The organism is Streptantibioticus rubrisoli (assembly GCF_024436055.1).
GTDB lineage: Bacteria > Actinomycetota > Actinomycetes > Streptomycetales > Streptomycetaceae > Streptantibioticus_A > Streptantibioticus_A rubrisoli.
This window is the reverse complement of record NZ_JANFNH010000001.1, coordinates 233,928-251,111: the sequence shown is the minus strand read 5'-3', so window position 1 is coordinate 251,111 and position 17,184 is coordinate 233,928. Positions and strand designations below refer to the sequence as shown.

The following is a 17,184-nucleotide window of genomic DNA, read 5'->3' as shown; positions in this document are numbered from 1 at the left end:
GCGGGTCAGGCCGAAGCCCTGGCCCGGCGCCGACCGCCCTTGGCGGAGAGCGCCTCGACCAGTTCCTCACGGCTCATCGTGGACCTGCCGGGGATGTCGGCCTCACTGGCCAGTTCGTACAGCGCGGTCTTGCTCAGCCCGGCGAGGTCGGCCGCCTCGGGCGCCTTCTTCTCACGCTTCCTCGCGGTGGCCTTCTCCGCCTTCTTCACGGCCTTCTCGGCCTTCACGGCCTTCTCGGCCTTCACGGCCTTCTCGGCCTTCACGGCCTTCTCGGCCTTCACGGCCTTCTCGGGCTTCTCGGCCTTCTCGGCGCGGGCGCCCGCGCGCTTCTTGCCGCCCGCGCCGCGCTTGCCCCTGGCCCGCTCGACGCTGGCCCGCAGCGCCTCGTTGAGGTCGATGACGTTGGTGGAGCGCGGTGGGGGCTCCGCCTTCTCCACGGTGCCGCCGGTGCGTTTGGCCTCCAGCAGTTCCCGCACCCGCTCCTGGTAGGTGTCGCGGTACTCCTGCGGGTCCCAGTCGACGCTGAGCGCGTCGACCAGTTGCACCGCGGTGTCCAGCTCGCGCTTCTCCACCCGCGCGTCCTCCGGCAGCCCGCCGATCTCGCGGTACGGGTCGCGCACCTCGTCCGCCCAGTGCAGGGTGTGTACGACCAGGACGTCGTCGCCCGGCTTGACGACCACCAGGTACTCGCGGTTGCGCATCACGAAGGTGGCGACCGCGGCCTTGCCCGCCTTCTTCATCGCCTCGGCGAGCAGGGCGTACACCTTCGCGTACTCGTCGCCGCGCGGTGCCAGGTAGTACGTCCTGTCGTAGTAGACCGGGTCGATCTCCTCCACCTCGATGAAGCCGCTGATCTCCAGCTTCTTCGACCGGCCGGGAGCGATCTCGTCCAGTTCCTCGGGTTCGACGACCACGTACTCGTCACCGATGTCATAGCCCTTGACGATGTCCGACAGCGGGACGTCCTCACCGGTGCGCTCGTTGACCCGCTTGTTGCGCACCCGGTCGGCGGTGCCGCGCTGGAGCTGGTGGAAGCGGATGGTGTGGCTCTCCGTCGCGCCGAACATCTGCACGGGCACGGTGACCAGGCCAAACGACAGGGCGCCGCTCCAGACCGCATGCGCCATGGTGTCTCCACCTCCTCCCTCCCAGTGATCACACGGTATCTCCGACCGGTCGCGACCGCCTGTCGGTCCAGGGACCCCTTCGGGTGATCGAGGTCAAACCGGCACCGGCGAGAGGGCACGTATTCACGGTGTCCGCCCCGAGACGATGTCCGCCCCGAGCGAAGGAGCCCGCATGCCCCTGCCCCAGATGACTCCGGAGCAGCGCAAGGCCGCGCTGCAGAAGGCCGCCGAGGCCAGGAAGGCCAGGACCCAGCTGCTGGACGCGGTCCGCTCGGGCCGAAAGCGCCTCAGTGAGGTGCTGGCGGAAGCCAAGGACAACCCGGTCGCCGCCAAGACCAAGGTCTCCCAGCTGCTGCGAGCCGTTCCCGGCATGGGTCCGGCGAAGGTGGCCGCGCTGATGGAGGAGATCGGCATCGACGACAACCGCCGGGCCGGTGGCCTGGGCGACCGGCAGCGCCAGGAGCTGGTGAACAGGGTCGGCTAGCCGCCGTTCGGCGCGGTGCAGTCGGCGGTGGGCGGATGGCCGGTGGGCCAGGCCAGCCCGGCGAAGTCGGCGCGGCCCGTGGCGGGGCTGAGCCGTACCACGGAGACCGCCTTGTCGTACGGGTTGCCGTAGTTGTCCAGGCAGATCCAGCCGCTGACGCCGAGCACCTTCTGGGCACCGTGCAGTCTCAGCCATTCGTCGGCGACATCGGTGGTCGTGGGCAGGCCGCTCCCGCCGTGCGTGGCGTCACGGATCGCGGTGATCGCCGTCCAGGCCGAGTCGTAGACGCTGATCGCCCGGGAGTCGGTCAGGTCGACGGCGCCCGCACCGGCCTCGCCGATCACCTTGGTGAGGGTGCGGTACGCGTCGGCGGAGCCGCCGGTCGCGGGCGCACCGGCGCTGGTCCAGGCGTCCGGGTGCCCGTCGGAGGCGTACAGCAGGGTGACGCCGCGGCGCAGCGCGTCCCAGTCGAACAGCGGGTCAAGGGCGATGGTGGAGGCGCCGGAGCCGCTGATCACGGTGTAGTCGTGGTCGGTGCAGCCGCGGGCGCCAAGCGCGTTGACGAACTGGCGTAGTTGGACCGGTCGTCCGGCGAAGTAGATGACCTTCGCGGGGGATTCGCAGATGGTGGAGACCATCTGCTGGAAGTCGTTTGCCGTGCTGCCCTCGGAGTTGGTGTCCGGCGGGGAGCGGAACTGCTCCGGGGCGAGCGGTGCGCCCTTCGTCCGTGACTCGAAGGCCTGCCTGAGCGTCCTGACGTAGTTGTCGCCACCGCGCACGTCCTCGACCACCAGGGTCTGCTGGGGCCGCACACTGCGATCGTACGAGGCGAGCGCCGCGGCCTGGTCGCTGTTGGTGGCCGCGATCCGGGCCAGTCCCTTGTACTTGGCGGGCGTGCTGGGGCTGTTGGCGATGTCGTCGGCGGTCATCGGGCCCTCCACCACCGGAACGCCATAGGTGTTCGTCAACTCGTCGATGGTGGCCTGGGTGTTGGGCACACTGATGTCGAACCCGACGACGGCCCGCAGGTTGTCCTGGGTGGAGGCGGCCATCCGGGCCAGCTCGGCGGCGACCGGGGGCCAACTGCCGCTGTCGCGCCCGGGGTTGGCCAGGACCAGCCGGATCGCCGGAGCCCGCCCGTTGTCGTCGTGGTTGGCCCGGTACTGCGCCAGGTACGCCCCCTGCACCTCGTGCAGCACCTGCTGCTGGTCGGCCGGGCCGGTGGAGCTCATCGGCACCATCATGGCGACCGTGACATGCGGTCCGCGCGCCACGGCGGGGCTGTCGTTCTCCGCCCTGATCCGGTCGGTGACCTGGTCCAGGTAGCGCCCGAAGCTGACCCGGCCGTCGCTGACGCCGGTGCACTCATGGGCCGGTCCCCGCTTGACCACACCGGGCCCGCAGGACAGGTCGGGGCGCAGCACGAGGTAGACGCCCCACCCGGCGGCCAGCAGGGCCACCAGTGCCACGGTCGCGGCCAGCCATCTGGTCAGCGGGCCCCAACTTCCGTACCTCACGAGCCGACCCCTCCCGGTACCGGTAGATCAGGTGCCTGCGTCCGGTCACGCAGCCGCTGCGGCCACTGACTGCCGGCCGTCAGGAACGCCTGGCCGTCGTCGCTGTGCTGGTACAGCGTCTTCAGCGTCGCGGCGACCCGGGCGAGGTCGTCCTCCGCGGGGGCGATGGCCAGCGGATCAGACAGCCGCCACAGCGTGTGCGTCAGCCGGTTGATCGCCCGGTGCACGGCTTTGCCTTCGGCGTCCTGGCACGCCCGGCAGAGCCCGGCGGTGGCCGGATCGGGGAACCCGTCGGGCGGCCGCGGCGCGGCACACACCAGGTTCACCGTGGCCAGCCACTCCTCGGGCGGCTCCAGGGCGAACCGGTGGTGCAGGCAGCGTACGACGAGGTGGTCTTCGCCGAGCGCCAGGCTGTGGTGCAGATAGGGCGTGCTGTACGCCGGGTACCGGGAGTCCAGGCCCGGCGGATCGTATCCGGCGCGCAGCAGCTTGTGCGTCTGGTCCCAGCGGTCGCCGCCGCGCAGTCGGCGCAGCAGCAGCGTGCGCAGCGCACGGTCGGCGATCAGCGGCCGGGAGCCGTTCGCACCGGGCCACGGCTCGCGGAAGCAACGCCCCCGCGCCGCGTACGAGATGGCCTCGGCAACCCGTGCGCGGGCGTCCTCATCGGGGCGGAGGAGCGCCCACAGCCGAACCGCCGCGGGCTCGTCCAGAGCGGCCGACATCAACGTCAGCCGATCACGGACCTCCTCATCGGGCACCAGTGATTCGAGCATGTGCTCGGCGACGTCCCGGCCGTCCGGCTCGCGCAGGTCCAGCACGTCCGCCGCGCGCAGCGTCGCCCCGGAGCGCAGGTGCCGGGCGACGGCGTCGCACATCGTGCTGGCGCTGCTGGCCCGGCCGCCACTGAGCCGTTTGACCAGCGGCGTCAGCTGCGTCAGCTGCGACGGCTGGACGGCCCCACCGAGCATGCCCCGGATATCGGTTGTGGTGACCGGGTGGATGCCGAGGCGCAGCAGCCAGCGATCCGGTGGACCGTCGGGCTCCGGCGACCAGTGCGAGGAGTGCGCCACGTCGCTCAACGGCCGGTGCTCGCGGCCGTCCCCGAGCGCGGTGGTGACCACGACAGGGCGGGTCGGCGGTGAGCCCGAGCCGAGCGGCACGTCGTACCCACTTAACAGCGTCGCGATCACTCGTCTGCCGAGCGGGGTGTGGGCGTTGTCCAGCAGGATCAGCGGGCGCGGTTTCCGGTTGATCCGGCGCAGCAGGCAGTAGTGGTGGGCGATGTCGTCGAGGAACGCGGCCACCAGTAGCGCCTCGGCGCTGTCCCGGCCGTCGCCGGGTTGGCGGAAGTCGCGGACGAAGGTGAACAGCCGCTGTACGTCGTCGCCTTGGTACAGGGTGAGCCGCGATCCCCACCAGCGCAGCGTGCGGTGGGCCGGGCCGGACTTGAGCAGTTGGTCGCGTGCGGTGGTGAGTGCCGCCTGGATCATGGCGTCAAAGCCGGGGAGCCCGGCGAACACGGTGGGCAGACTCGGTATCAGCGCGTCGAGCCACTGCGTGAGCAGTTCCTTGCGGCGCTTGGTTTCGGGCCGGTCCTCGGCGATGACGGCACGTAGTCGGCTCTCCGCGTCGCGCAGTTCGGCGGGGTCCACCGGCCGGTCGGCCTCGCCGGTGTCGCCGGGCTGCGAGGCGGTGATCACCAGCAGGCCGAGGAGCAACCGGGGGAACTTCGGCGGCCGGTTGAACAGCCGGTGGGTGCGCAACCCCAGTTTGTACGAGAGCAGATAGAGCAGATGCGTCACCGGCGAGGCGTTGGGTGCCTGCCGGTCCGGCAGGTCGGCCAGGTCCCTCTCGCCGAACCCCGCCGCCGCCAAGTCCACCCGGGCCAGCGGTAAGCGGCCGTTGTACCCGTGGTAGAGGGCGTCCAGGGCGGCGCTCTTGCCGCTGCCCTGGACGCCGAGGACCTGCACGACAGGGCCACCCTTGGGATGTTCGAGGCGGACCAGGCGCTCGCGGGTCCGCTCCAGGCCGACCAGCCGCGGTACCAGGCCGTCGAGCAGTGCCTCCTGCCCGTAGAGTCGCTCCCCCACTGCGTCTCCTCATCGGATGCGCGTGCGCTGATGAGGCGTCACGCGCCGTTGCAAGGTGACGGCAGCATAAGGGTGTTCCAGCCGGTCCACGTGCTGTTCCGGATATTTCCGGGAGCGCCGGTGCCCGGGGAGCGGCTGGGCTCAGCGGCGGCGCATGACCTGGGGCTCGTGCCGCCGCAGCATTACGGTCACCACTGCCACGCCCACCACGGCGAGCCCGACCAGCACGCTGACGTCCAGGTACCACTGGGTGGCGGTGTGCGCCCACAGCGGGTCGGCCAGCTTGGGGCGCGCGGCGTCGGCGGGCGGCCCGATCCGGGTCAGGTCGATGGTCGCGGCCTGCGCGGCGACCGCCCAGCGGGACGGGGAGAGCCAGGAGAGCTGGGCGAGCCCGGTGTCGTTGAACATCGGGAAGATCGCGCCGGTGAACATCACCTGCGCCACGGTGGAGACCACCAGCAGCGGCATGGTCTTCTCTGCGGTGCGCACCAGCGCGGAGATGATCAGGCCGAGCATCATCGAGGTGATGGCGAGCAGCACCACCACCAACACCAGCTCCACCGCGGAGGGTTGGCTGACCAGCCCGGCGGAGGGCAGCTTGCGCCCCGCCAGACCTATCACGGCGAGTATCAGGCCCTGGGTCGCGGTGATCACGCCGAGGACGGTGACCTTGGAGACCACGTACGCCGATCTGGACAGCCCGGTGGCACGGTCGCGTTGGTAGATCACGCGTTCTTGCACCAGCTCGCGCACCGAGTTGGCGGTGCCGGTCAGACAGGCGCCGATGGCCAGCACCAGCAGGACGCACTGCGCGTCGACGTTGGCGATCGGACCGCAGGCGAGCGGACGTCCGGCGGGCTGGGCGGCCGCCATGAAGCCGTACGCGGCGGGTACCGCGGCGCTCAGCACCCCCATGATCAGGGGCAGCGCGGCGAGCAGTCCGACGTGCCCCCGGTCCGCCACGATCACCGAGAAGTTGCGGCGCACCAAGGTCACCAGTTGGGAGACCCAGCTCGGCGGCCTGGGCGGCCGTACCGCGGGCGCGCTCTGCCGTTCGGCGGCGTCGTCCGCGGCGGGGCTGGCCGCCTCCTCCGCCTTGCCCGCGGTGTAGGTGCGGTGGTGGATCGACCCGCGGTAGATGGCGGCCCAGTCGCGGTCGGGGTACTGGTCGAAGTCACGGAAGACGTCGGCCCAGTCGTCGTGGCCGAAGAACTCCAGCGCGTACTGCGGCGGGCCGAAGTAGGCGGTACGGCCGCCGGGGGCCAGTACCAGCAACCGGTCGCACATGTGCAGGTTGGCCACGCTGTGGGTGACCACCGCGATCCTGCGGCCGCCGTCGGCGAGGCCGCGCAGCATCTGCATCACCTGCCGGTCCAGCCCCGGGTCGAGCCCGGAGGTCGGCTCGTCGAGCAGTAGCAGCGCGGGTTTGGTGAGCAGTTCGAGGGCGACCGAGACGCGTTTTCGCTGCCCGCCGGAGAGCGCGGTGATGCGGTTGTCGGCGCGGTGGGACAGTCCCAACTCGGCCAGTACCTCGGTGACTCGGGCGTCCCTCTCGGCGGCGTCGGTGTCCTGCGGGAAGCGCAGCCGGGCGGCGTAGCGCAGTGCCTTCATCACGGTGAGCTGCGGGTGCAGGATGTCGTCCTGCGGCACCAGGCCGATGCGGTGCCGCAGCTCGGCGAACTGCTGGTAGAGGTCGCGTCCGTCGTACAGCACCTCACCGGAGTCGGCGGGCCGGTAGCCGGTGAGCGCGCGCAGCAGCGTGGACTTACCGGATCCTGACGGGCCGACGATCGCGACCAGTGACTTCTCCGGCAGGTCGATGCTGACCGAGTCCAGCAGGGTCTTGTACTCGCCGCGGTGCCGTTCTCTCACGGTCAGGTCGTGGGCGGTGAACGCGCCGGACTGGGCGTCCCCGCGCTCCACCAACCGGTCGCCCTCGAGTTGGAACGAGGTCTGGCCGATGCCCACCAGATCGGTCGGACCTATCACGCATCGTTCGACCGCACGGCCGTTGACGTATGTTCCGTTGGAACTGTCCAGGTCCACGACCTCGAACTCACCGGTTTCCGTGGTGCGCAGTTCGGCGTGGTGTCTGGAGGCCATGAGGTCCTTGACGACGATGTCGTTGTCCGGGGCACGACCGATCCTGACAGTCCGTTTGGAGTGCAGCAGCCGGCTCGTGTCTGTCATGGTCCCTCGGGAATTGCTTGTCGTCTTGGCACCCGCCGGACACCGGTCCGGCCTGGGCACGGCAAGGTGACACCGGCAGCTCGCGCCGCGCCCCCTCCCGCACTCGCAGAGGTTATCCGTTGTACAAGAATGCGATTCGCGAGGATTCGGTTCCCGGACCGCGGGTAACCTTCGGCCCCCCGGACCAGCCGCGGTCGGCAACTACGCACATCCCCCCACATCCCCCGGTGGCGGCGGCCCGAACGCCGTCCCGGATTCGCACCCGGTGGCGGCCACAGCGACCGGTCGAGGCCGGAAATTTACCAAGAATTTCTGTTTACGTCAGGCGCTGCCGGAGTACGGCGGCTCATCAAGCGCACAGTCAACTCACAGCGCCGACACAGCCGATCAGGAAACGCCCCGCACGGCCGCGACCACGCCAGCTCGGACCGAACCGCGCGGCCAGTCCGGTGATCCGCCAGCGGAGCGACGGCTGGCTGCCGAATCCGGAGATTCCACGGATCGCCCCCGTTCGAACTACCGCGCGGCATGGCCCATATGGCCGACAAGCACATCCGGGCCGCGCGATCGGACGATGTCCGATCCAGCGTCAGAACAGCACCCGGCGCGCCGTCAGGAGCCCGGGAAAACCGGGCCGTTACCCGGCTGGCTCACCGGACTGGCGTGCCGGATTGCAAGCACATCGGGGAGGAATCACGATGATAGTGCTGATAGTGCTGATGGCAGTGCCGCAGCTTTCCACCAGCCCGATTCCGGCGTAGCCGCAATGCCCGCGCGAAACGCCCTCGTTACCGGCCGGGACCGCGACGGCTGCGGCTTTGCGAAATCTACGAAAGGCTCCTCGCCGGTCGAGGCTTTGGGCCTATTGGGAGTACCGATGAGGGACTTGTCCACGGCTAAATGGAGTCATGTGACCCGCCGGATCCCCGACATGAGACGGTGTCGGCTGGGCGGCCTGTCCTCGCCGCCGCAGCTGGGCGACCTGGTCGTGGCGGAGGTCACCCGGGTGGGCGGCCATGAGCGGCTGGAGGACGCCCACGGCCGCGGTGTGCGGCTGCACAAGGGTGACCTGGTGGTCGGCGCGTGCGGCAACCGGTACGCGACCGACTTCTACGAGGGCTACCACCGCCCCGGCCCCCGCGCTCACCTGCTGACCGCGGGCGGCGTGATCGGCACCGCGGTCTCCTGGCACACCAGCTGCCAGGCCCCGACCGACCTGGAGATCGTGGGCGCGCTCACCAACGAGGACAACCTGCCGTTGTCCCTGGAGCACTTCGCCAGACCGCGCCCCCCGTCGCCGGTCCGCGCGCCGCAGGCCGGGCCGCACGCCATCGCCGTGGTGGGCTCCTCGATGAACTCCGGCAAGACCACCACCGCCGCCGGGCTGATCAGCGGCTGGGCCCGCGCGGGACTGGTGCCGGGCGCCGCCAAGGTGACCGGCTCCGGCAGCGGCAAGGACCGGTGGACGTACCTCGACGCCGGGGCGGCCCATGTGGTCGACTTCCTGGACTTCGGGATGTCCTCCACCTTCGGCTACCCCACCGACCGGCTCCGCACCACGATGATCACCATGCGGGACACCCTGGTGCACGACGGGGCGAACGCGATCGTGCTGGAGATCGCGGACGGGCTGCTGCAGGACGAGACCCGGTTGCTGACCGCCTCGCTGTCCGAGGTGTGCCAGGGCACGGTGCTCGCGGTGGGCGACGCGCTCGCCGCCCACGCCGGAGTGGAACTGCTCCGGTCCACGGGCGTGCCGGTGGTGGCGGTCAGCGGCCTGGTGACGGCCAGCCCGCTGGCCGCCCGGGAGGCCGCCGCCGTCACCGGTCTGCCGGTGCTCTCCCCGGCCCAGCTCGCCGAAGGGGCGGCGCTCGACCTACTGGCCGACCACGCCCTCGCACAGTGATGCGGGCCGCCGTTTACCTGCCGGACGGCGGCATCGGGCCGGGCCGGTTGGCTGAGGTGGAACTGGCGGCCGAGGTCGCCGGGCCCGCCGAGCTCGCACTGCCCGAGGTGACGGTGCGCGACGAGCGCGGCGGTGAGCTGCTGCACCGCCCCGACCTGGTGTACGAGCCGGCGGCGGGCGGCGGCCCACTGGCCGGCGTCGAGGCGGAGCGACAGGCACGGGCGTTCGGTCTCGCCAACGTGGCGTACCATGCGCGCCGCGCACTGCGCTTCGCCGCCGACCTGCTGGGCGCACCGCTGCCCCACCTGGTGGTACGGGTCGGCGCCCACTCCTCCGCCAGCCGCTGGGGCGGCGGGCACTACCGGCTGCCCGGCGACACCGACCCGCCTGAGCCGTACCCGGTGGCGGAGACCGGCGAGGTGCACCTCGGCGGCGGACGGGCCTTCGTCCCGGGCACCGGGACGCCGTACTTCCACGCCCCGGCGCACAACGCGGCGATCGTCTACCACGAGGTGGGCCACCACATCTGCCGGCACACCGCCGACTTCCGGGCGAACCGGCTGCGCCCACCGGACGACCAGCACAGCGGCAAGGTCGCCCTGGACGAGGGCACCGCCGACTTCCTGACCGCGCTGCTGCTGGGCACCCCCGACATCTACGGCTGGCACCGCAGGCACATCCCGCAGTGGGATCCGCGCCGCCGCCAGCTCGACGCCCGCTGGACCATGGCCTACCTGCGGCCCAAGTCCGGCGGGCACGCGCACGCCAACGGAACGATCTGGGCCTCCGCTCTGTGGACGGCGCGCGGCCGGGTGCTGGCGCACGGCGGCGACGGTGAACGCTTCGACCGGATGCTGATGCGCGCGCTGTCCGGCCTGGGCAGCTGCGACGGACCGGTGGAGCGGGAGCAGGACCGGCGCAACCGCTTCGGCGAGTTGCTGGGCGAACTGCTCGCCGCCGACGCCGAGCTCGCCCCGGTCGTCCGCGCCGCCATGGCCGACCACGGCATCCACACCGAAGGCAGCAACGCCCAGTTGCGGGCCCGGATGAGAGGCACGTCCACCCCGGCGGTGACGACATGAGCGGCACCCGCAAGACCGAGCGCGCACTGTGGCGGTTCCGCGGTTACGGCACGCCGTATCTGCGGATGCTCTCGCTGGGATTCGGTCTGCGCATCTGCGAGATGGCCGCTGACCTGGCGACTCCGTGGCCGGTCGCCGCGGTGATCGACCGGGTGCTGGGAATGAGCTCCTCGCACAATCCGCTCAGCTCGCTGCTCGATCTGTTCGGCACCGGGAAGACCGCGATGCTGACCACCGCCGCGGCCGCCGTGGTGCTGCTGGCCGTGGTGTCGGGGGCGTTCGACTACGCGGGCGACCGGGTGATGAACGGCACCGGTGAACGCATCAGCGTGGCGATCCGCGCGGACGCGTACGCCCATCTGCAGCGGCTGCCGATGAGCTACCACGACCGGCAGGCGGTGGGCGAGTCGACCAGCAGGATCATCACCGACTGCGGCCGGATCAAGGACTCTCTGGTGGCGCTGTTCTCCACCCTGTTCCCGGGGCTGCTGTCGATCGCCAGCTTCGCCCTCGCCCTGTTGCTGCTGGACTGGCGGTTCGGCCTGATCGGCCTGGGCTGCATTCCGCTGGTGCTGGTCACCGGGGCGCGCATCCGCCGGCTCGGCCACCGGGCGGCGCGGCGGCAGCGGGAGGCCGAGGGACGGCTGGCCGGTCTGGTCACCGAGTCGCTGCGCGGCATCAGGACCGTGCACTCCTTCGGCCGACAGGACCTGCACGACCAGCATTTCGCGGTGGAGAGCGACGGCACCCTGCGGGCGGGCCTGGACGCCACCGACATCCAGGCCCGCCGGGTGCCGATGCTGGAGGTGGCGACGGCGGTCGGCACCGCGTCGCTGCTGTGGGTCGGCGGAACGGGGGTGACGCACGGCTGGTGGAGCGTGGGCCATCTGGTGGTTGCCCTCAGCTACCTCGCCGGAATGGTCAACCCCATCCGGTCGCTGTCGAAGCTGTCCATCACCTTCAGCCAGGGGCAGGCCTCCGCCGAGCGGATCATCGCGATCCTGGACGAGCCGCGCCCGTCCGGCGGCACCACCGAGCGGCTGCCCGCCCGCGCCCGCGGCCGGATCGAGTTCCACGGCGTCACCATGGCCTACGGACGGCGGCCCGCCCTGCGCCGCCTCGACCTGACCGTGGAACCCGGCGAACGGGTGGCGCTGACCGGTCCCAACGGGGTCGGCAAGTCCACCGCGCTGGCGCTGGTCGCCGGGTTGTACCGGCCGACCCGGGGCTCGGTGCGCATCGACGGCCACGCCACCACCGAGCTCCCGGAGCACTGGCTGCACCGCCAGGTGGCCGTGGTACTCCAGGACACCTTCCTGTTCTCCGGCACCCTGGCGGACAACATCCGCTACTCCCGGCCCGACGCCTCACCCCGCGAGGTGGCCGAGGCCGCCGAGGCCGCGCTGGTCACCGACTTCGCCCAGGCCCTCCCCGACGGCCTGCGCACCCGGCTCGGCGACGGCGGCACCGGACTGTCCGGCGGGCAGCGGCAGCGGGTGGGCATCGCCCGGGCACTGCTCGCCGACGCGCCGATCGTGCTGCTGGACGAGCCGACCTCCGGGCTCGACATGGAGGCCGAGCGGCTGGTGGTCGCCGCACTGCGCCGACTGGTCACCGACCGGACCGTGGTGATGACCACCCACCGGCCCGCGCTGCTGCGCATGGCGACCCGCGAGGTCCGGCTGACCGCGGCGGACAGCGCCCGCCACAAGGCGCCCCCGGGCGTCCCGCTGGGCGGCGGCCCACTGCTGGCCGACCCCCGCGACCCGGTCAACGCACGGCCCGCGGACGGCGGTTGAGCCATCCCGGAGCGGGCGGGCGGCGACCGGCGGCGTCCGCTCGCCGGTGATCGACTTGCCGTCTCCGCCACACGGGTGTGGCCTGGGAGCGGGGTCCATGACGCGGCGGAAGGGAGGCCCGCCATGAGCATGACGCAACCCGTCCCGACGGCTCGGAACGAAAGGCCGCACCCGCGCGTCCGGCCGCGCCAGCGCAGGGCCTGGGTGGTACCGGCGATCATCGGTCTCGTCTTCGGCGGCTGGGCCCTCTACCTCGAACAGGACAACGGCGTCGACGCCGGTACCGCGGCATGGCACGGACTGGTCGCCTGGGTGGTCATGGGCGTGGTGTGCTTCCTGATCGGCAGGCGGCAGCGCTGGATGCAGGCGGAGAGCCAGGCGCTCGCCTACGGCGTGGTCTTCGGCATCGCGATGGGCTATCTGATCAACCTCGGCGGCCACGGGTGGCTCAGATCCGTGCTGATGGGACTGGCCTTCGGCCTCGCGATGGGCGCGACCACCTTCTACTACTCATACGCCCGTCGGCACTGAAGCAACCGCGGCGCTGCCGGGGGCGCGGCAGGGCCGTGCCGACACCGAACCGCAGGCGCCAGCCCGGGAGTTGGGCGCGGCGTCTCTGTCCGCAGCCGCTGTTCGACGCGGTCAGCGCCGATCCGGAACACCGCCCACCGCCTGGCCACTGACGCCGGACAACGCCCAATCACCGATGTGAGGGGTCGTCAGGCCGCCGCGCGCTGCTCCTGCTGCCCCCTCGCCAGCAGGTCGTAGAGGGCCTCGGGAGTGACGTAGCCCGGCCAGCGGTTGTCGTTGAACAGGTGGACGCCCGCGTCCTGGTAGCACTGGTCGACCAGTTGGGAGCAGATCATATGCCGGGTCGAGGCCACGTACCGGCGCAGTCCGGGTACCGGTAGCTGGAACCGGTGCGCGGCGATCGCCGCGTAGTCCAGGAAGCTGTACGGCACACCGACGTAAGCCGCGGCGGCCGCGCAGATCGCCGCTCGCTGCTGGTCGGTCAGGCCCGCCGGATAGGCGTAGAGGGTGTGCTTGCCGGAGTACTCCTCCAGCGACGCCATCCGAGCGCCGCCCGGCTCCGCCTGCAGCAGACGACCGTCGGGCAGTACCAGAAAGGCGTGTTCGTAGTCGGCGAACCCGTTGCCGTTCACCCACTGGCCGATTCGGATGAACACGCCGCAGGATCCGGGGATTTGGGTGAGCCCGATGTCGCCGGGCAGGGGATCGGTGTGTATCACGGCGACGCCCCCTTCGTTGGGGTCGACGAGCCCGTCGGTGGGCGGAATCCGCGGACCGACATGGCGATTCCTGATTCAACCAGTGTGGCAGGCTACGGGTGATATGACGATCCCTCAGCAGCACTGTTCTGGGCCGGATTTCGTCTGTCGATGCCGCGTTGGCCAAGGATGTTGCCACTGTGGCTGAAGATCCGTACTTGCCGGAGCCGTCCGCGGACCGACACGATGCCCGGACAGCAGGGCCACCAGACAGGACAACCAGACGAGCACCGCCGCGGCCGGACGGGCACGACCGACGGACGTGCGGCGGCCGAACCGGGATCGGGATGACAGGGGCAAGGCGCGCGGGGGACGGGATGGGACAGCAGGACCGGGCCGCGAGGACCCGGCGAGTGATCGTGGAGACGGCGGCGGCCGTCTTCGACGAGTTGGGCTACGACGGTGCGAGCACCACCGAGATCCTCGCCAGGTGCGGACTCACCAGAGGCGCCCTGTACTTCCACTTCCCGTCCAAGGAGGCGATCGCCCAGGCGGTGGTGGCCGCGCAGGCGGAGGCGCTGGTCCCGCCGGAGCGGGCGGTGAAGCTCCAGGCGGCGATCGACCTCACCCTGCGCTTCGCGGACCGGCTACAGCACGACACGGTCCTGCGCGCGGCGGTACGGCTGACGATGGGCCAGTCATCGTTCATGCGGCCGGACACGCTGCCGTACCGCAGTTCGACGGACGTCATCCGCGCACTGCTACGAGAGGCCGCGGAGGGCGGCGAACTGCTCGCCACGGCGGAGCCGGGCGAGGTCGCCCAGCTGATCGTGGGGTCGTTCACCGGAATCCAACTGCTCTCCCAGGTCTACGAGGAGCGGCGGGACCTGACGTCCCGGGTGACCAGGATGTGGAAGTACCTGCTTCCCGGGCTCGCCGTGCCGGGCCTGCTGCCACGGCTGGTGTTATCCCCTCCGCGCGGCAGCGAGCCGCGCGCCGCGGAGCCGTGCGGTACGCGGCTGGGCGACGGGCCGTGCCGGGTACCCACGACGCCCGGGGTCGCCGCGTCGGCGTCGACCGTGTGCCGCGCCGCCTCCTCACCGGCCGTCAGCCGGGTGCCACACGCACGGGTGCGGTGCGCCGACGATGTGGCGGGCGGCTGGCGGTCACGGCGCGGGCCCACCGGGTGATGGGCGGGGCGGCCTGGAGTCATTCCCCCCGGTCGTCGCCCGGAGGGGTGATCGGGGGGCCTGGAGCGTTGCCGATCGGGTCGGGAGATCGTTCACCGGGCGTAGCACTCGCACATGGGTGCATGCTTACAGCCGTGCCGAATTCGGTTTGAGGAATCGATTTTTCAGACGGCTGGACCATAGACCCGGCGGCCTTCCGCCATTCCTCCCGGCAGGTCGCCGTACCTGGGCCGGGCAGACGCAGGCGACGGCGTCCGCCCGGCCCTCATCCGTGTCCCAACGGACCGTCACATTAAGCACTCCGGGTGCACTCCCGTGGCAAATGGCACGAAATACTACTTATCGTCCCTTTCGCCGGGTATGACGGACTCCGTTCTACCACCTGAATGAGGAGGACGAAAATGAAGCGAATCATCAAGGCCACCGCCCTGGCCGCGGCCTCGTGTGCGGTGGTCGTCGGCGCCGCCGGTGCCGCTTCGGCCCAGCAGGGCGGCGCGTCCGCGAACGGTGCCACCGTGGGCTCCCCCGGCGTACTGTCCGGGAACGTGATCCAGGTTCCGATCAACCTTCCGGTCAGCCTGTGCGGCAACTCGATCAACCTCATCGCGCTGCTGAACCCGACCGCGGGCAACGCCTGCGCCAGCAAGTAACCGCCAGCGGTCGACGGACCCCGACCATCACCTGGTCGGGGTCCGTCGGCGTGCCACGGCCCGCGCGCGGTCTTCCCCGGCCGACCGGTCAACGGATAGATGTACCGGGCGATCGCATCCGGCACCGACGGTGGGAGGCAACGACATGGGCACGGACGGTACGCAGGGCGGGCTGGAGCGGATCAACCCACCGCAGTTGCCGCCCAACACCGGCTTCAGCCACGCGGTCCGCGCGACCGGTGGCAACCTGGTCTTCCTCGCGGGCCAGACCGCGCTGTGCGCCCAGGGCGTGATCGTCGGCGAGGGGATCGTGGCGCAGTTCGAACTGGCCCTGGCCAACCTGCTGTCCGCGCTGCGCGCCAGCGGTGGCGAGCCGGACCACCTGGCCAAACTGACCGTCTACTGCGTCAACATCGACGACTACCGGGCACACGCCGCCGACCTGGGACGCGTCTGGCACCGACTGGTCGGCCGCGACTACCCGGCGATGGCGGTCATCGGCGTGAGTCGGCTGTGGGACCCCGAGGCACTGGTCGAGCTGGAGGCGACAGCCGTACTTCCCTGACGCGTCGTCAAGGCGATGCAGTCCGGCGCCTTTTTGACCGCACCAGGACCGTTTTCGTCCCGATTCACCCCGGTGGCCCAGCCGTACGGTGTCCGCGCCGCGCACGGCGGGGATAGCTGCAAGGTGCCCGCAGTCCCCGCTCCGCTCACCGGCCTGATCAGGCTGCGCAACGAACCCATCGTCGTACAGATGCTGCGGTCCACGGCCGCCGCGGTCATCAGCTACATCGCCGCCGTCCGGCTGTCGAACAACCCGTCTCCGCTCACCGCACCCCTCACCGCGCTGCTGGTCGTCCAGGTCACCCTCTACACCACGCTGACCACCGGCATCCGCCGGGTAGGCAGCGTGGTGGCCGGGGTACTGATCGCGGTGGCGTTCAGCGCGCTGTTCGGGCTGACCTGGTGGAGCCTCGGGCTGATCATCCTGGCCTCGCTGGTCATCGGCCATCTGATCCGGGTGGACGAGTTCGTCGCGGAGGTCGCCATCAGCGGCATGCTGATCCTCGGTGTGTCCACCCCGCAGAGCCAGGCGCTGGACCGGGTACTGGAGACGGTGATCGGCGCCGTGGTCGGGGTGCTGCTCAACCTGCTGGTCGCACCTCCGGTGTTCGTCCAACCCGCCGGTGAGGCGGTGGCCGAACTGGCCGACAACGTCCGGCAGTTCCTGCTCCGCATCGGTGTCGAACTGCGCGCCGGTGCCAGCTCCGAGCAGACCGTCGCCTGGCTGTACGAGGCACGTCGGCTGGACAACGACATCGCCCGGTTCGACGAGTTGCTGCGCCGGGCGGAGGAGAGCACCCGGCTCAACCCACGGGTCCGCCAGGGCGCGATGGCCCGGTTGATCCTGCGCAGCGGCCTGGACACCCTTGAGGTGTGTGTCGTCGTGCTGCGCACGCTGTGCCGTTCGCTGAGCGATCTGTCGATGGAGCGCAGTCAGCAGGAGTCGGTCTACGACGATGAGTTTTCGGCCGAACTCGACCACCTGCTAACCCATATCGCCGACGCGGTGCACAGTTTCGGCCAACTGATCAGCGCCCAGATCACCGAGGGCGCCGAGCGCGCTGAGGCCCAACTGGAGCAGGCGCTACGCGACGCCCGCGAGGACCGGGACCACATCTCCGCACTGCTGCACGCCGAGGCGCAACAGCACTGGGAGCGCTGGCAACTGCACGGAGCGCTGATCGCCGCCATCGACCGGCTGCTGGACGAACTGGACGTGGAGAAGCGGTCCCAGTGGCTGGCAAGCCAGTTGGCCAGGACCGTTCCGGCCGAGTCGGCGCTCGGTCACCGGCTGCGCCGCGGCGCCCGTACCACCAGGGGCCGGTTGCGGCGGCCGTTCAACCGGTGACCGGGCCC

14 protein-coding genes are annotated in these 17,184 nt (G+C 71.0%); 9 read left to right on the top strand and 5 right to left on the bottom strand.

Annotated elements, in window-relative coordinates; translation table 11 throughout:
• Positions 1-5: 5 nt before the first annotated feature.
• Entirely contained in the window at positions 6-1,127 is a 1,122-nt protein-coding gene (gene ku, locus NON19_RS01260; protein ID WP_255924628.1) for a non-homologous end joining protein Ku, read from the bottom strand.
• 172 nt (positions 1,128-1,299) lie between these two features.
• Here ku and mihF point away from each other — a divergent pair, with 172 nt between their 5' ends.
• Positions 1,300-1,611 (top strand): integration host factor, actinobacterial type, encoded by a 312-nt coding sequence (gene mihF, locus NON19_RS01255; RefSeq protein WP_255924627.1) that lies wholly within the window; start codon positions 1,300-1,302, stop codon positions 1,609-1,611.
• On the opposite strand, the gene NON19_RS01250 is transcribed toward mihF, so the two are convergent.
• From NON19_RS01250 to NON19_RS01240, 3 genes are all read right to left on the bottom strand, one after another.
• Positions 1,608-3,128 (bottom strand): ABC transporter substrate-binding protein, encoded by a 1,521-nt coding sequence (locus tag NON19_RS01250; protein WP_255924626.1) that lies wholly within the window; start codon positions 3,126-3,128, stop codon positions 1,608-1,610. The two genes, mihF and NON19_RS01250, sit on opposite strands and share 4 nt — an antisense overlap.
• Positions 3,125-5,218, bottom strand: coding sequence for a hypothetical protein (locus NON19_RS01245; protein WP_255924625.1), 2,094 nt, complete (start codon positions 5,216-5,218; stop codon positions 3,125-3,127). The genes NON19_RS01250 and NON19_RS01245 overlap by 4 nt, the downstream gene beginning before the upstream one ends.
• A gap of 141 nt (positions 5,219-5,359) precedes the next feature.
• Positions 5,360-7,408, bottom strand: coding sequence for an ATP-binding cassette domain-containing protein (locus NON19_RS01240; protein ID WP_255924624.1), 2,049 nt, complete (start codon positions 7,406-7,408; stop codon positions 5,360-5,362).
• A 931-nt stretch (positions 7,409-8,339) separates the two neighbouring features.
• Here NON19_RS01240 and NON19_RS01235 point away from each other — a divergent pair.
• The 4 genes from NON19_RS01235 (at position 8,340) to NON19_RS01220 (ending at position 12,726) form a co-directional block, all read left to right on the top strand.
• Positions 8,340-9,314, top strand: coding sequence for a DUF1611 domain-containing protein (locus tag NON19_RS01235; protein ID WP_255924623.1), 975 nt, complete (start codon positions 8,340-8,342; stop codon positions 9,312-9,314).
• Positions 9,314-10,396 carry a hypothetical protein gene (locus NON19_RS01230; RefSeq protein WP_255924622.1) on the top strand — a complete coding sequence of 361 codons (1,083 nt, stop codon included), beginning with the start codon at positions 9,314-9,316 and terminating at the stop codon, positions 10,394-10,396. The genes NON19_RS01235 and NON19_RS01230 overlap by 1 nt, the downstream gene beginning before the upstream one ends.
• Entirely contained in the window at positions 10,393-12,195 is a 1,803-nt protein-coding gene (locus NON19_RS01225) for an ABC transporter ATP-binding protein (RefSeq protein ID WP_255924621.1), read from the top strand. Before NON19_RS01230 ends, NON19_RS01225 begins: the two co-directional genes overlap by 4 nt.
• A 123-nt stretch (positions 12,196-12,318) precedes the next feature.
• Positions 12,319-12,726 carry an MFS transporter gene (locus NON19_RS01220; protein WP_255924620.1) on the top strand — a complete coding sequence of 136 codons (408 nt, stop codon included), beginning with the start codon at positions 12,319-12,321 and terminating at the stop codon, positions 12,724-12,726.
• Positions 12,727-12,914: 188 nt separating this feature from the next.
• Here NON19_RS01220 and NON19_RS01215 read toward each other — a convergent pair whose 3' ends face one another.
• Positions 12,915-13,445, bottom strand: coding sequence for a C40 family peptidase (locus tag NON19_RS01215; RefSeq protein ID WP_255924619.1), 531 nt, complete (start codon positions 13,443-13,445; stop codon positions 12,915-12,917).
• A 356-nt stretch (positions 13,446-13,801) separates the two neighbouring features.
• On the opposite strand from NON19_RS01215, the gene NON19_RS01210 reads away from it, so the two are divergent.
• The 4 genes from NON19_RS01210 (at position 13,802) to NON19_RS01195 (ending at position 17,176) form a co-directional block, all read left to right on the top strand.
• Positions 13,802-14,614: a ScbR family autoregulator-binding transcription factor gene (locus NON19_RS01210; protein WP_255924618.1), complete on the top strand. Its 813-nt coding sequence runs from the start codon at positions 13,802-13,804 to the stop codon at positions 14,612-14,614.
• Positions 14,615-15,015: 401 nt separating this feature from the next.
• Entirely contained in the window at positions 15,016-15,264 is a 249-nt protein-coding gene (locus tag NON19_RS01205) for a chaplin (protein WP_255924617.1), read from the top strand.
• Positions 15,265-15,409: 145 nt separating this feature from the next.
• The gene (locus NON19_RS01200) at positions 15,410-15,829 is read left to right on the top strand and encodes a RidA family protein (protein WP_255924616.1); all 420 of its coding nucleotides are present in this window, start codon (positions 15,410-15,412) and stop codon (positions 15,827-15,829) included.
• 123 nt (positions 15,830-15,952) lie between these two features.
• Positions 15,953-17,176, top strand: a complete 1,224-nt coding sequence (locus NON19_RS01195) for an FUSC family protein (protein ID WP_255924615.1) — start codon at positions 15,953-15,955, stop codon at positions 17,174-17,176.
• Positions 17,177-17,184: the final 8 nt, after the last annotated feature.